This window comes from Caballeronia udeis (genome assembly GCF_001544555.2).
Classification (GTDB): Bacteria; Pseudomonadota; Gammaproteobacteria; order Burkholderiales; family Burkholderiaceae; genus Caballeronia; species Caballeronia udeis.
Genome location: NZ_FCOK02000021.1, coordinates 30,845 through 45,904, shown reverse-complemented (window position 1 = coordinate 45,904; position 15,060 = coordinate 30,845). Strand labels below are relative to the sequence as shown.

At 60.4% G+C, this 15,060-nt stretch carries 7 protein-coding genes and 1 pseudogene; 5 read left to right on the top strand and 3 right to left on the bottom strand.

Annotated elements, in window-relative coordinates:
- The first annotated feature begins 68 nt into the window (after nt 1-68).
- The 3 genes and pseudogenes from AWB69_RS16835 to AWB69_RS16825 all read left to right on the top strand — a co-directional run bounded on the left by AWB69_RS16835 (nt 69) and on the right by AWB69_RS16825 (nt 5,347).
- On the top strand, nt 69-1,592 hold the full coding sequence (locus AWB69_RS16835; RefSeq protein ID WP_063977826.1) for an FGGY-family carbohydrate kinase: 1,524 nt from the start codon (nt 69-71) through the stop codon (nt 1,590-1,592).
- Between the two features lie 14 nt (nt 1,593-1,606).
- Entirely contained in the window at nt 1,607-3,334 is a 1,728-nt protein-coding gene (locus AWB69_RS16830; protein WP_062086669.1) for a glycerol-3-phosphate dehydrogenase/oxidase, read from the top strand.
- A gap of 90 nt (nt 3,335-3,424) precedes the next feature.
- Nucleotides 3,425-5,347, top strand: a pseudogene (locus tag AWB69_RS16825) (autotransporter domain-containing protein).
- A gap of 765 nt (nt 5,348-6,112) precedes the next feature.
- Here AWB69_RS16825 and AWB69_RS16810 read toward each other — a convergent pair.
- Both AWB69_RS16810 and AWB69_RS16805 read right to left on the bottom strand, forming a co-directional pair.
- Nucleotides 6,113-7,129, bottom strand: a complete 1,017-nt coding sequence (locus AWB69_RS16810) for a hypothetical protein (protein WP_062086665.1) — start codon at nt 7,127-7,129, stop codon at nt 6,113-6,115.
- Between the two features lie 18 nt (nt 7,130-7,147).
- A complete protein-coding gene (locus AWB69_RS16805; RefSeq protein WP_062086663.1) occupies nt 7,148-9,811 on the bottom strand; it encodes a DEAD/DEAH box helicase in 2,664 nt (887 codons plus the stop codon).
- Between the two features lie 732 nt (nt 9,812-10,543).
- Here AWB69_RS16805 and AWB69_RS16795 point away from each other — a divergent pair.
- Nucleotides 10,544-10,933, top strand: a complete 390-nt coding sequence (locus AWB69_RS16795) for a hypothetical protein (RefSeq protein WP_062086659.1) — start codon at nt 10,544-10,546, stop codon at nt 10,931-10,933.
- 519 nt (nt 10,934-11,452) lie between these two features.
- Nucleotides 11,453-11,758, top strand: a complete 306-nt coding sequence (locus AWB69_RS16790) for a hypothetical protein (RefSeq protein ID WP_062086657.1) — start codon at nt 11,453-11,455, stop codon at nt 11,756-11,758.
- Nucleotides 11,759-12,274: 516 nt separating this feature from the next.
- Here AWB69_RS16790 and AWB69_RS16785 read toward each other — a convergent pair.
- Nucleotides 12,275-14,674, bottom strand: coding sequence for a putative bifunctional diguanylate cyclase/phosphodiesterase (locus AWB69_RS16785; RefSeq protein ID WP_082913439.1), 2,400 nt, complete (start codon nt 14,672-14,674; stop codon nt 12,275-12,277).
- Between the last annotated feature and the right edge of the window lie 386 nt (nt 14,675-15,060).

The window sequence follows — 15,060 nt, the reverse complement described above, 5'->3', positions numbered from 1 at the left end:
CTTTCTTAACCGCTTCCCGCGCTCCGAGGGACTTTGCGGCAGCACCTCTCTAACGGATCGGAGACACGATGGAGACATATCTGCTGGGCCTCGACAGCGGTTCGACCGCGACCAAGGCAGTTATCTTCGACACCGCAGGCCGCACCGTGGCCGTGGGATCCCGGCGTGTCGAGCAACGGCAGCCGCGTCCGCGTCATGTCGAACGCGACATGCAGGAAACCTGGGCAGCGGCGAGCGGCGCGATTCGCGATGCGCTTGAGCAGAGCCAGGTGCCGGCCGGCGCGATCGCAGCGCTCGGGGTAACCGGGCACGGCGACGGCCTTTACCTGGTAGACCACGACGGTGCTCCGCTGGGCCCCGGAATGCTGTCGCTCGACAGCCGGGCGTTTGACGTCCGGGAGCAGTGGCGCGAAGCCGGCCTGCTTCAACAGGCGCTGGAATTGACCGGGCAGCAGCCGTATCCTTACGCCGCTGTCAGCCTGCTCAAATGGATTCAGGTCAACGAACCTGAGCGGTACGCGAAAATCGGCCACGTGCTCTTCTGCAAGGACTGGCTGCGTCTTTGTCTGACCGGGGTCGCGGCGACCGATCCGACCGAAGCCAGTTCATCGTTTACCGATGTCCGCACCCAACAGTACAGCGGCGACGTTCTGGCTCTATATGGTCTCGAGTCTATTGACCGGGCGTTACCGCAAATCGTGCCGTCCACGGCGGTCGCCGGACGTGTCACCGCACAGGCTGCCGCGCAAACCGGCCTGAAGGAGGGCACACCGGTTGCATGTGGATTGCACGATGTCACGTCCAGCGCCGTCGGACTGGGCAACACGGAACCGGGGATCGTGTCGATCACGGCGGGGACCTTCAGCATCAACGAGATCCTCTCTGATCGCCCGCAACTGGATCCGCGCTGGTCATGTCGCAACGGTACACGTCCCGGTCAATGGATGAACATGTCCATTTCGCCAGCGTCGTCGAGCAACGTCGACTGGTTCCTGCGCGAATTTTTCGCCCATGAAGCGCAGGAAGCTACCCAACGCGGATGCTCGTTGTTCGACCTGATCGGAGACGAATTACAAGCTGTGTTCGCCGAGCCGAGTTCAGTCATGTTCCATCCATTCCTGTTCGGTTCTCCCTTCGAGCAGCCCGCGAGTGCGTCGTTCTTCGGCATTCGCGGCTGGCACCGTCGTGCCCATCTGGCGCGTGCTGTACTCGAAGGCATGGTCTTCAATCACCGCTACCATGTTGAAGCACTGACCAGCGTTCTCCCTGCGCAGCGGGCGGGTCTGACCGGCGGAGGATCGTCAAGCCCCATGCTTGCACAGCTATTCGCCGATACCCTCGGCATGCCGGTCGATATCCCGGAAAATCAGGAAGCCAGTGCACTCGGCGCAGCGCTCTGTGCGGGCGTGAGCGCCGGAGCGTTCGCGTCCCTGCAGGAGGCCAGCACGCGCGCATGCCGCATCCAGCGGACGCACCGGCCGGACCCGGAACGTCACGGCCAGCTCACAGAGGCGTACAACCTTTACATGCAACTCATTTCAGGCATGAACCCATTGTGGCCGGCGCTCGACCGCGCAGCCACCGTGCATTGATGACGAGACAAGCGATGACCGAACGATCCCGCGAATTCTTTCTCGACCGGCTTACGAAACAGCGCCGTGTCAGCGTGCTAATTGTTGGTGGCGGGATTAATGGTGCAGGGCTATTTCGCGACCTGTCGTTGCAACAGGTCGACTGCCTGCTGATCGATAAGGCGGACTTCGCCTCAGGCGCGAGTTCGGCGCCATCGAGGCTCATTCACGGCGGCCTGAAGTATCTTGAAACCGGTGAATTTCGCCTTGTTGCCGAATCCACGCTGGAACGCAACCTCCTGTTGAAAAACGCACCGCATTTTGTTCTTCCGCTCGAGACGGTGCTGCCGATTCATTCGTACTTTGGCGGAATCGTCGCGTCTACGCTGCGATTTTTTGGTGTCAAGTCTAAGCTCGCGGACCGCGGTGCGGTCATTTCCAAGTTTGGCCTCGCGATCTACGATTTTCTCGGCCGTCACCACCGGACGATGCCGCGCCACCATATCGCGCTCAGAAAACGTTCTCTTCAAGATCTGCCGTTGCTCGATCCCTCCATCAAGGCAACCGCCACGTATTTCGACGCACAGGTCACACAGGCCGAGCGACTGAACTACGAACTGGTGGCAGACGGACTGGCCGCTTGCGAGGAAGCAGCGGCTGCAAACTACGTCACTGTCGACCACGTGGACGGCGACACGGTCTGGCTGCGGGATCTCGTGTCGGGGCAGCTTTTGCCTGTTACGCCGAGCCTTATTGTCAACGCCGGTGGTGCCTGGATCGACAGCGTGAACCAGTCGCTCGGCATCACGCAAAAGTATATTGGTGGAGCGAAGGGATCGCATCTTATAGTAAGTCATCCTGAGCTTCATGCGCAGCTACGTGGCCGCATGGTGTACTTCGGCTCGAAGGACGGGCGTATTTGCCTCGTTTATCCTTTTATGGACCGGCTCCTGGTCGGTTCGACCGATATACGCGTGAACGATCCCGAACAGGTTCGCTGCGAGGACAGTGAGGTCGAATACATGCTCGGCGTATTGCGGGAGATCTTTCCCCGCCTGGAACTGGACGCATCGAACATTACTTTCCGCTACAGCGGCGTGCGTCCGCTGCCGTATTCGGATGCTGCCAACCCGGGCGACGTAAGTCGCGATCACGTGGTGCACATTGATCATCTGCCCGGTACTGGTACTCCTGTGCTCTCGCTTGTGGGCGGCAAATGGACGACCTTCCGGGGATTTGCCGAATCCGTCGCCGACGATACGCTCACGCGCCTCGGACGCTCGCGCAGGGTCAGCACTCGCGACGAAGCTATCGGTGGTGGTCATGATTTTCCACGTACCTCCGGGGATCGGGCTGCATGGATCGACAAGCTTGCCGCGCGTTGCGATGTTCCGGTTGAACGAGCTGAAACCTTATTCTTGCGCTACGGGACGAGTGCCGCCGTCATTGCAGCATTCTGCTCGCCAGTGCACGACGGATCCCATGACAGGCCACTCGCAAGCGAGCCGAGTTATACAGTGCGAGAGATTCAGTACCTATGTGAGCACGAAGCAGTGACGCATCTTGCGGATCTGCTTTTCCGCCGAACGACGATTGCGCTCTCTGGCCAATTGACCGGTGCCGTGCTGGCTGAAACTGCGGCGATCGCGGCGCGTGTGTTGGGATGGGACTCGATCCGCACGCGACAGGAAATCGAATCGTCTCGCGATATCGCCCGGCAGCGCCATGGAATGGTGCTTCGCGATACTGAGCTTGCGCATTAACTCAGTAGTTGACAGCCTGAAATCAGACGAAACCTGGTGTGGGGACCTACGCTGAAATGCCGGAGCGGGAGTTGATTGCACTAGCAGCTTGTGAGCGGTGCGCTACCCGCTGGCCTCTCGCTGTCGTCTGCCGGGCTCATCTCAGGAACGCCCACTACGTCCGGCAGCTCGACGTTCACGGTTCAGGCAAAGGACAGCAGCAGCGGAACAGGACCGTTTGCCGGTACGAAAAGCTACGTGCTCGCGATTGGTCAAACGGTCCCGGTGGCACCCGCGGTCGCGGTGACGACGCAATCCAACGCGCCGGTGACGATTCATGCGACCACCAATGCGAGCGGTGCGCCCTTTACCGCGGTCGCCATTGCTACGCAACCCAAGACAGGCACGGCAGTCGTCAACGGGCAGGACATTGTCGTCTACACGCCGGCGGCGAGCTCGTCCGGCAATATCGGCTTCACTTATACCATCGCGAACAGTGCGGGCGTCTCCGCACCCGTTGCGGTCACCGTAACAGTGAATGCCGTGCCGGTTGCGGCGGCTGCGCGGCAGGTGGGCACGGCGGCCACCCAGACCGCGTTGATCGACATCACCAATGGTGCAACGGGAGGTCCATTTGCGGGAGCGTCGGTCGTCTCGGTGACACCGCCCTCGGCCGGCACCGCGACGATCGTGAACGGGACGGCCTCATCTATGTCCATGAAAGCCGCCGCAGCGGTGCAGTCCGGTCAGTTCGACGTCAAGTTTGTTCCAGCGGCCGCCTTTGCGGGCACGGCTGTGATCACCTACACGCTGAGCAACGCGATTGCGACATCGGCCCCCGGGATCATCAGCGTCGTGGTCGCGGCACGTCCGGATCCATCGACCAACCCGGACGTCGTCGGCCTGATCGACGCGCAGGTCGAAGCCGCGCGCCGCTTCGCCAACGCTCAGATTTCGAACTACAGCCAGCGACTCGAAAGTCTGCACGGCACAGGACATGCTCCTTCTGCCAACGGCATCTCCCTGTCGCTGCCAGCCCAGGCGCCCGATGCACCCCCTGCATGCGACGACGCGTCGGCACCGACGCTGCGCGATGCGTGTTTGCGAGCGAACCAGACGCTGAGCGCAGCCACGTCCACGCCCGGCGACTTCCGCCAAGGCGACGCTACACCTGGCAAGCCCTCAGCGGCCGGCGGCAGTTTATCTGACGTCGCCTTCTGGAGTGCAGGGGTAGTCGACCTGGGGTTCGACAATGCGAGTACGCAACGCTCAGGATTCCGCTTCACGACGCCGGGCGTCACGGCAGGCGCAGATTATCGCGTCTCGGATCAGTTCTCGATCGGCGCGGGCGTCGGTTATGGTCATGGCTCGACCGATATCGGCAGCGACGGCACAAAGAGCACCGGTGACAGCTACAGCTTCGCGGTATAGGGCAGTTACTGGCCGCAGCCGACACTCTTCGTCGACGGCGTCGCCGGTTTCGGCACCCTCAATTTCGATTCGCGGCGCTGGGACGACGGTGCGAGTTCATTTGCAGTCGGCCAGCGCAACGGGAGACAGACGTTCGCGTCACTCTCGGCGGGATACGAACGCCGCACCGACACGTGGCTCATTTCGCCCTACGCCCGGATGTCGTACTCGGAGGCGACGCTGGACAAGTTTAGTGAAAGCGGTGCAGGCACCGACTCGCTGACCTATTTCGGACAAACGGTGACGACGGTCTCGGGCACGCTCGGGCTGCGCGCAGAATACGTGCAACCGACGAAGTGGGGCATCCTGCTCCCTTACGCACGGATCGAATTTCAACACGACTTCAACGGACAGAGTACAGCGGGTCTGGCTTACGCCGATCTGGCCGGAGCCGGTCCGGCTTATTTCGTGACGTCGACGCCATTCGGCGAGAACCGGACCCAGCTCGGCGTCGGCTCGAAGTTTCAGATGCGTTCGATGACGTTCGGACTCGACTACACCGTTGTGTTCGGCGTCAACAGTTTCCAGCAAGGCGCCCGCCTGTCGTTTTCGCAACCGTTCTGAGCCGCGCGGCCGGAGCCTGCCGGCGCGGGTGTTTTCGGGGACCGGCTGTGGCGACGCGCACGGCCCAACATGGCGGTGCGCGTCGCGGCGGTCATCCGGAGTCGCCTGCTCCGCTGCCCCCATGGCGAGATTGCGCGTTCTATTCTCCTATGCCGTCTCCGTCGATTCGGGCGATTTTTATTGCGCCAGGACCGTGCCGGGAGCCGGGCATGCCGCCGCGCAGGGAATTGATGATCGCGATCGAGTCGAGCCATTTGCTGGTGTGTTCTCGCACTGGATTGGACGGTCAGCGTCCGTTTCCGGCAAGGGCGAGTAGCGGTTCAGGTCGGTTTATGCCCTTTACATGAAACGCGCACCAGAGGCGATTGTCGGGCTACGCCGTGGGGCGCTGGTCGGCCATCTTCGGACGTTGACTCATGCCTTCGCGCGGACATTTGAACGTCGGTTCCGCCCAGACAACGGACCTTCGTGCGCAGAAGATGTCAGTCGGGGTCGTCGGCAATTCCGGCCGTTCGCAACGTTCACGAAGCGGCCGTTCAAGTATTGAAAATCCCGTCAATCATCCGGCATCTTCAACGCGACGTTAAGGTCGAACTCGAATGCTCAAGAGGTTCAATCTTGTCTGTGAAATCCCGCACCGGATACGTCCACTAACGTTCAAGATGATCCGGAGACCTCACCAGACGCCGGAGGTTTCCCGCTGAAAAGAATTTCATTCCTCAACGTCACTCGCTTCCGGCGTGCCATGCGAGATGGAATCGGGGTTCAGCGGGACTTACCCTTCACCGCTCGAACACTGGCGCGCTTCCTTGTTGCAGCCTCGTTCGGCGTTGCAGGCGAGTTCGCCACCTTTGCTTTACCGGCAACGACGTCTCCAGATGTTGATTTACGTGGCCCAGCAGATGACTTGACTGGCGATTTCTTTGTTACTGCTTTGTTGTCCGCCGCAGTCTTCGCGCTCGCGGGTGGCTTCCGGGCTGTCGAAACAGCCGGCTTGGCTGCCTTCTTCGCTGTCACCTTACCTGCCGATGGCTTGTTACGTCCGGCAGCAGGCTTGGCCAGCGGGTAAGCTTCGGCCATCTCGATGCCAAACACGTCAGCCAGCAGCGCGTCGTCAAGCACCTTGCCGGTAGCCGGGCGTTTTCTCGATTCAGGAAGGCCGGCATTGACCTGACGGACGAGATCATTGGCATCGACCCGGCGCAAGGCGAAGAGGAATTCCGGCTGTTGGTCGAGCCGTGCGCCGACGCCGTAGAGCACGGCAGCAACGTGCTTGCACATTGATGCCCAGTCCGGGCAACTGCAATTGAACGTGATTTCCTTCGGCGCTGGGAAAAGACCGATACCAGGTTTGCAGATGCGTTCCATGACGGCTGTCGAGAGCTTGCCCTGCAAGAGTTCCACAATCGAATCGATCGACCCCGAGCAATCGGCTCCGATTGCTCGCCATTGCTTTTCAGGACACGCCGCGACGGTCACGGCGACCTTGTAGAGGCTCGACCCAATTACCTGCGCGCGGACTTCGCCTGCCGTAATCTGGAGGTCGATCACGGAACCGTTGCGAACATAGGTGCGACCGCGCGGCAGGCGGCTGGCATAGTCGCTGTAGCGTTCCAGATTGTCACACCAGGCCTTGCCCCAGAAGGTTTTGGCGATGGCGCCGCGATACGATGTGATTGGTGACAGCATCGCACCAGCATTCTTTGCCTTGGCGACGGCCAGTTCGGCCTTTTTCCGGCGCTCGGCGACCGAGACGTACGGCTTCCACCCCCCATAATCCATTGCGCTTCCTCTTGACGATTAGTCTTCTTGAGCGGCATGGATGTCGAGCTTCACAAGATCGAGCAATTCGCGATTGCTCATCTCGGTGAGCAGGAGTTCTGCACCGCCCTCCAGCACATCCTTCACCAATTGCTGCTTCGCTTCGATCAACTGGTCGATTCGGTCCTCAATCGTGCCACGGCAGATAAACTTATGCACTAGGACGTTCCTCTGCTGACCGATACGAAACGCACGGTCGGTCGCCTGATTTTCCACGGCCGGATTCCACCAGCGGTCGTAGTGGATCACATGGGACGCGGCGGTGAGATTCAATCCCGTCCCGCCCGCCTTTAGCGAGAGCACGAAGAAGGGTATCAACTCATCTTCCTGGAATCGCTTGACCAGTTCGCGGCGCTTGACCACGGGGGTGCCCCCGTGGAGCACCAGGCCTTCGCGACCAAAGACTGAACCCAGAAATGCCGCCAGCGGCTCAGTGGTCTCGCGGAACTGGGTGAAGACCAGAACCTTTTCCTGCTTGGCGGCGATGACTTCGGCGAGTTGGCGCAGGCGGGCGAACTTGCCGCTGTCTTCGGCCTTCCACGCCACGTCGCCCAGCCATTGCGAGGGATGGTTGCATATCTGTTTGAAGCGCATCAGAAAGCTCAGCACCACACCCTTGCGGCCAATGCCTTCGGCGTCCTCGAGCGCGGTGGCCAGCTCCTTCACCGCCCGCTGGTAAAGCGCCGCCTGGCTCGGGCTCAGGTGACACCAGGCCTTGAGTTCGGTCTTGTCCGGAAGGTCATTGATGACCCGCTTGTCGGTCTTCAGGCGACGCAGGATGTAGGGCCGTACGAGCGTACGCAACGGGCCGAAGTTCTCGGCCTTCGCTAGCCGCTTGGTAAAGTTGGCGAAAACTTTGTCCGAGCCCAGCAAACCGGGGTGGGTAAAATCGAAAATGGACCACAGGTCGGACAGGCGGTTTTCCACGGGGGTTCCGGTTAGCGCGATGCGCGATTGTGCATGGAGCTGCTTGACCTGTCGCGTTTGCTTGGCGCTCGGATTCTTGATCGCCTGCGCTTCATCAACGACGGCAACGCGCCATTGGATGGTCCCCAGTACCGGCTGGCGAACAAGCGTGCCAAAGCTGGTGATGACGAGATCGATGTCTGCAAGCCGCGCGGCGTCCAGCGCACGCAGATCGGCCGCCGGCATGGCCGACGGATGGGCGATCAGCAAGCGCAAGCCGGGGGCGAAGCGCTCGGCCTCTGCCGCCCAGTTGGCCAGAAGCGATGCTGGGGCAACCAGCAGGCTAGGTTGCGCCTCGGTGCTTTCGCGCTTCAGCACCAACAGCAGGGAGAGTACCTGCATGGTCTTGCCCAGGCCCATATCGTCCGCCAGGCAAGCGCCCAGGCCGAGCCGGGTGAGCAGATACAACCACCGCACGCCTGCCTGCTGGTAGGGCCGCAGGCTCGCCTTGAGTTCCGCGCCCGGGCTGATCTGCGCCAACCCCTCCGGCTGACGCAACTCCTGCAGGATGTCGGCCAGCCAAGGCCCAGCAACAAGCTGCGACCAGTCGCGGTCAGCGGGGTCGCCGCTATCGTCGAGTGAAGCACCCGCCAGAAGACGTAGGGCCTCGTTAAAGGGCAGACCGGCTTTCGCCGCCTTTTCCATAGCCTCGAATCGCTTCAGGAGGCGACCGAGCCTTTTTTGGTCCACCTCGACCCAGCGACCACGGATGAGTTGCAAGCCGTCGGCGCCTTTGAGCAGATCCCTGACCTCGGAGGCGCTGAGATGCTCGCCGTCGAGGGACACCTCCATGCTGAAATCGAGCAACGCCTCCTTGCCCAAGAGCGAAGGCGGTCGTGCGCCGACGCTGGCTTTCACAACGGGACGAGCAGGACGGCCCGCCTGCCAGACGCTTGGCGTGCGAACGACAATGCCGGCGGTTTCGAGTTTGGGCAGGTCTTTGAGAAAGCGGTAGGCGTCAAGCGGCGTCCAGCGCAGCGGATGGTATATCTCACCCGTATCCACCATTTCACGAAGCCAATCGCAGTCTTGCGCGGCGCGCTGCACTGGCAGCAGCAGCGACAAGAGCTGCGCCTTGCTCCTGGCCCCCGAAAATTCCGCCAGGGCTTGCGACAGCGGCTGATGCTGCGCCTTGCCATGGGCCGACAGGCGCGAGGTGTAAGTCGCAAGGAAGGCGAACGGTGACTCCGGATCCTTGCGGTTCTCAGCGAGGTTGAAATGCACGCGGCCGACAAGATTCCAGGCCGGGTGGCGCAACTTAAGGAAATCCTGCAGCGAGACTTTTGCGGTAGCCAGTTCCTGGTGCAAGGCGGCATCAATGTCGCCCCACAGCGTGGCCAGCACATCCGGCGTCAGATATTCCCCGCCCGTCATCGGCGGCGCATCGGCAATCAGGGCATCGAAATCCTCGGCAGCAGGCGTGACGACCGCGATCTCGCCGCCTTCGGGGGTCGTGCACAAGGCGGTGACGTAGCGTGCGGCAAAATCACGCCACCAGGCCCATGCGGGCGGGAGAATGCGGCCGATTTCCGCCGTTCCCAGATGCAGCAGGCCATGCCCCGCGCCAAGCGTAAAAGAACTGCCTAGCCCCAGTTGTACTTCATCCGCCGATAGTGGCGCGGCATCCTCCGGCACCGCGAGCAGGTGACCACCAGGCGTCAGGTGTGGCGAGAACATGTCGGGAGCAGTCAAGAATGCCCGTCCCCGTCGCGCGGTCGCAGCAAGCGCTGCAGCCGCCTGTTTTCACGGAACCCGGCTTCGCAATCAACCAGCAGACCCACCGGCCCGGTGCGAACTGGGCGAAGCTCTGTTTGCGCCTGATCCGATCGAATTGTGGGGTGAGCCAAGCTGCCGTGGTATGCGCGGCCGCTGTGTTGGGCATGTCTTGTGAACTGTCTTTTCATCTGCTGTAGGACAACCTGATTGCTGCGTATTAACTCACGGAAGTTCGCCCCGGCTCTACCGCCGGCTGGCCAACCTTCAAGGCCGTCCCCGCGAATCTCCGAATTCTGCCAAAAGAAACACGACCCACCATGAAAGGGTACCAAAACCTGAGTCATACGAGATGGGATGCCGATGGCGGCTCCCGCCCGCGTGGCGAAAATCAGTCGGCGCGTTTGTTGCAAACGACTAAATGGCAGAGTGTCTCGTTGGACCGACCTACGGACGTTCAACGCTGCTCCTTTGGACGTCCCTTCATGGCGGACTACCGCCGATCACCGACCGGTGTGAGTCACTCCATCGTGGTCGCTCGCGCCTATGCTTCAAACGCCCCTTGCTCGGCCCACGCAGCCATTACTTCCCGAACCCGCTTGTCGGGCGGACGGTGAAGGCGTAGAAAAGTGGGACGCTTTGTGTACTTCGGTGACGCCGCTTACGTCACCCGGCAAGGAATGCGAGGGAGGGGTCATGACATTCAAGGCTCAGTGGTACCAAGGCAAGTTTGCGAAAAAACGTGGCAAAGGCTTCTGTGGCTATCCGGTGGCAACGGTTGCCTTCTACGGGCCAGACGACACGAGAGCGACGAAGGTCTCTGTTTGCATCGTCGCGCACGAAGGTGCTGACGCGGACCCTGTTGAGCGGTGGTTCTGCGAAACAACCGATGCGAGAATCGATCCAGAAGTCACCGAAGCAATCGTTCGATTCATCGATCATCATGGTGCCAAATCGGTGGTGGCCGTCGACCGCATCATCGGCTGCCCGCATGAGGAAGGCATTGACTACCCGGAAGGCGAAAAATGCACGCAGTGTTCGTTCTGGGCCAACCGTGATCGGTGGAGCGGCGAGATCATCCAGTGAGACGTCAAGAGGCAAGCGCTTCCATCCTCGCGTCAAGGCGTTCCTTACTCGCCTCATTCCGACCTTAGTCATGCATTCATTAACGCAGGACACTTTCTGGACGAGAAGGTCGCGTGTGGCGCTCAGCGGGGCGCGGCCAAGCCCGTGGCGTGGTTCCACGCAACCGTGATCGCCTCCGCGAATGACTTCGACTCCACGAGCGCGATGACTGCAACGTGCTTCACGTGGAGGAAAGGTCTAGCGGAGCCGGACATCGACCGAGACGACACGAAGCCTGGTCATGCCCGCGGTGTAAGGTACAGGGGCGAATCTCCTGCTGGGAAGGCACGTTGTGGGATCTTGCCGAGCGTGGTGAGCATCACCGTTAATGCAAGGGGCAGAACCATGGGTTTTTCTTGCCGAACGTTTCTGATCGCTCGAGACGATACCCTCTGGCGGCTGTCAAGTACTAAGTTCGACCGGATGCTGCGAGATCCGGCAAGCCACTGTCTGCCCGTTTTTGCGGGGCAACGAGCGCGAATGGCCAGCGTCGTGGTCGAGCTTGTGGCCAGAAACCCGGTGCGCGTCGTTCGGAACACGTTTTCCATTCTCACTTTCGATGACGAAGGCCGCATCGACCCGAGTAGATTCGAAAAGCAGCAATTTGCCCTCGTGGAGTCGGCCGTCGCACCTGTCTTTGCCGTGTTCGATGATGACAGCAACCAGACGGTCGTCGACGCAACCTCCCGATTCATTGCACAGGGAGGCCAATGGGTTCCGTCACGCGCTTTGGCGCGCGTCATAGATCAGACTGCGTTGGGCCAACGACAGTGCCGACACCTGTAAGCGGTCGCTCAAAGGGGCGGCACTACGGTATCCAGTTTTCGATTCTCGAGTGTCGGAGATGGGTCGAAAGCGAGCAAATCATATGGTCGTCGCGTAAGCCGCCACTCGCTAGCGATAAAATTCGTGGTTACCCGACCGGCGGCCGATGACTTGACGGGCAGCACGCGTGCACGAATGACCGCTGGACCTCGGAAGCCGCCGTTCAGGTCGCGCTGGCTCCAACGGCCGGAGAGGGTCGAGCAGCGCCGGTCAACGTCGGGCTCAGTGCGGGCCATGATGAGACGTTCGATCCCTTTTCCCAATTGTGACCAAGAGGAACAGCGATTCGATTTTCGAGGGGGTAACATGAATCAAGCGCCTGCACCGTTCAGTGCTCGCATCGATGCGGTTACATGCGAAGGCAGATAAGCGCGAATGCGACCGCCCGGTGTCGTCGGTTGTCACGGTCCTCCCCAGTTTGCGAAATCAGAAAAGCGCCAAACTGACAGCCACGTGAACACTATCCGTGCCGCGGCTTTACGAGATTGAGCGACCCACAAGAGCGTCTTTGGGGGCGCCAAGCAGGGCGGAAATTTTCGTAGCTTCTAGCGGGCGTGCAAACAGAAATCCCTGGCCTTTTTCGCAGGACCATTTCCGCAGAAGTTCGGCCTGCTGTGTGGATTCGATGCCTTCGGCCGTCACGGCAAGCCCGAGCGATTTTGCGAGTGAGATAATCGCCTGGACGATCGCGTCGTCTTCAGCGTTCTGTCCAATACCACGCACAAATGACCGGTCAATTTTCAGCACGTCAAGCGGCAGCATCTTGAGATAGCTAAGTGATGAATAGCCGGTACCGAAGTCATCGATCGCCAGCCGGATGCCGAGATTTTTGAGCTTCTGCAGCGTACGGATACTCGATTCGGTGTCGCGCATAATGACGCCCTCGGTGACTTCGAGCCGCAAGCTCGTCGGTGAAAGGCCCGCTTGCTCAAGGGCGCGCTGCACATCGGTGAGCAGGTCGGCGTGTTCAAACTGCCGAGGCGAGAGGTTGACGCTAACCTGCAGCGGAGGCTTCGAGGGATACAGTAACTGCCATGCAGCGGCGTGACGACAGGCCTCTTCGAGAACCCAAAGGCCCAGCGGAATGATGAGCCCGGTTTCTTCTGCGATCGGAATGAACTCAAGTGGGGCGATCAGGCCGCGGGTCGGATGTTGCCAGCGCACAAGTGCTTCGACTTCGATGCACGCCTCGGATTCCAGTTGCACGATAGGTTGATAGTGCACCCGCAGCTCTTGTCGTTCCAAGGCGCCGCGCAGGTCGACCTCAAGCTCAAAGCGCGAGACGATGTCTGTGTGCATGTCCGCATCAAAAATAGCATAGCGGCCCTTGCCATCTGATTTCGCGCGGTACATCGCGACGTCGGCATTGCGTAAAAGAGAGGCGCTATCGGTTGCTTTCGTAGCGGTGTCTGCAAGCGCTATACCGAGACTGCCAGAAACGACGTAATCTTTACCGTCTAGCAGGAAGGGCTTGCAGAACTCCTTGATGATTTTTTGTGCGACCAGAGTCACCTCAGCCACAGGCTCGCTCGTTAGCTGCTCCAACAGAATGACAAACTCATCGCCTCCGAGGCGGGCGACGGTGTCCGAGGGTCGAACGCATGTCGCCAGACGTTTTGCTACAGCGACGAGCAGCGCATCGCCCGACTGATGGCCAAGGCCGTCGTTGACCCTCTTGAAATTATCGATGTCAAAGAACACCAGACCGACGGTGCCGTTGCGTCTACCGACGCGAACTAGCGCCTGCTCGATGCGATCCAGCAAGAGCGCCCGGTTGGGTAGCGACGTGAGCGAGTCATAAAAGGCCTGCGTCATGAGCTGTTGTTCGAAGAGTTTGCGCTCAGTCACATCGTGCACGTTCACGACGATACCGCCCACCTCGAATTCCTGCGACAAATTCGTCAAGGTAAACTCGCCGTTTCGCCACACATCCTGGCTGTCTCGGCTGCGCAATTCCAGCGTATTTGATGCGCCTGGTACGGCTCCTACCTGCTGCCATATCTCATGGAGGGCTGCTTGGTCATCGGGGTGAATCCAGCGCGAAAGCAGTTCGTCGGGGGAATGCTCACGGTTGAAGGACCACGCGGTCTCCGCCGTGGGCGCTCGATAGATAATGCTGCCGGATGCATCGCAAATCAAAATCACATCTGCGGCATGGCGCACCAGTGACTTGAACCGCTGTTCGCTGCGCCGGGTTGCGGAGACTCCGGCAATCACGGTTTCCGCGCGTAAGCGCCGAAGCACGTTCACGAAGAAAGCGGCGAGCACCAGTCCGATCGCGAAAATGAGCGGCGTTGCGATCAGGACCAGTTGCTGGGTCTCGGCAAGCTGGTTCAACTGGCGAATCGCCTCCAGCCTCTGTCGGGTTGCGCTTGCGGAAACCGCGTGTTCAATGGCATCAAATGATGGATCGACCTCGGCTGCGTCTATCGCATTCGCACGGGCCGTGTCGTTCGCATCAATCGCCGAAAACATTCGGGCAATGGCCAACAGGTACGTGGTGTGTTTAGCAAGGACATCGTCGATCGCAACGATGTTTTCAGCCTGCTCAAGAGAGCGTGCTTTCCTGAGCCACGAAACCAGTTCGGTGGCCGCCTGCGCGTGCCTGTCCCGAATCTCTTGTCCAGGCTCGAGACGGTATTTACGTTCAAGCGACTCTTCAGCGCCCACGCTGTATCTCGCTTGCTGGTAGGCATCGCTCGCGTCGTCGGCCTTTTTAGACGCAACTCCTGCGTGATAATTTTCCAGAGCACCCCAGAACACCAATGCCGGCATTAACGCGAGCGCCGCCACAAGCCCGGCGGTGGCAAGCCTACCACCGGGCGACGTTGGCGCGAAAAGCGCCAAAAGGTGCTTTAATCGCTTTAAAAGGACCATGGGGTAACCAGGTAAGAACTAGGGTGTATCGAAGACAAGCCATATGCGTGGAAAATGGGTTCTCCACCGATCTTCTGTTGTTTACGGCAGTATTGCGACGCACCTTGAATTGCTCTGGTGCGCGGCCTGGAATATCTGCCCACACGCGCAACGCCTTGGCAGGACAATAGCTGGCACAGAACACGCGGCAAAACGCTGCGTTGGTAGAAGAGGCGGCGGCCTCTCATTTGCTGGAAGAGCAGGGGCGCCAGTTAACCGGGTCCGTGGCCTATTTCCGTCTCGGTGCTGCATCTCCCTATAACACGCAGCCGATTAGGCGCGCTCGCGAATGGCCGCTTTAGCTAAAGTCGATTGACCGTTGTGGGTCGACTACGGCAATTCGACGG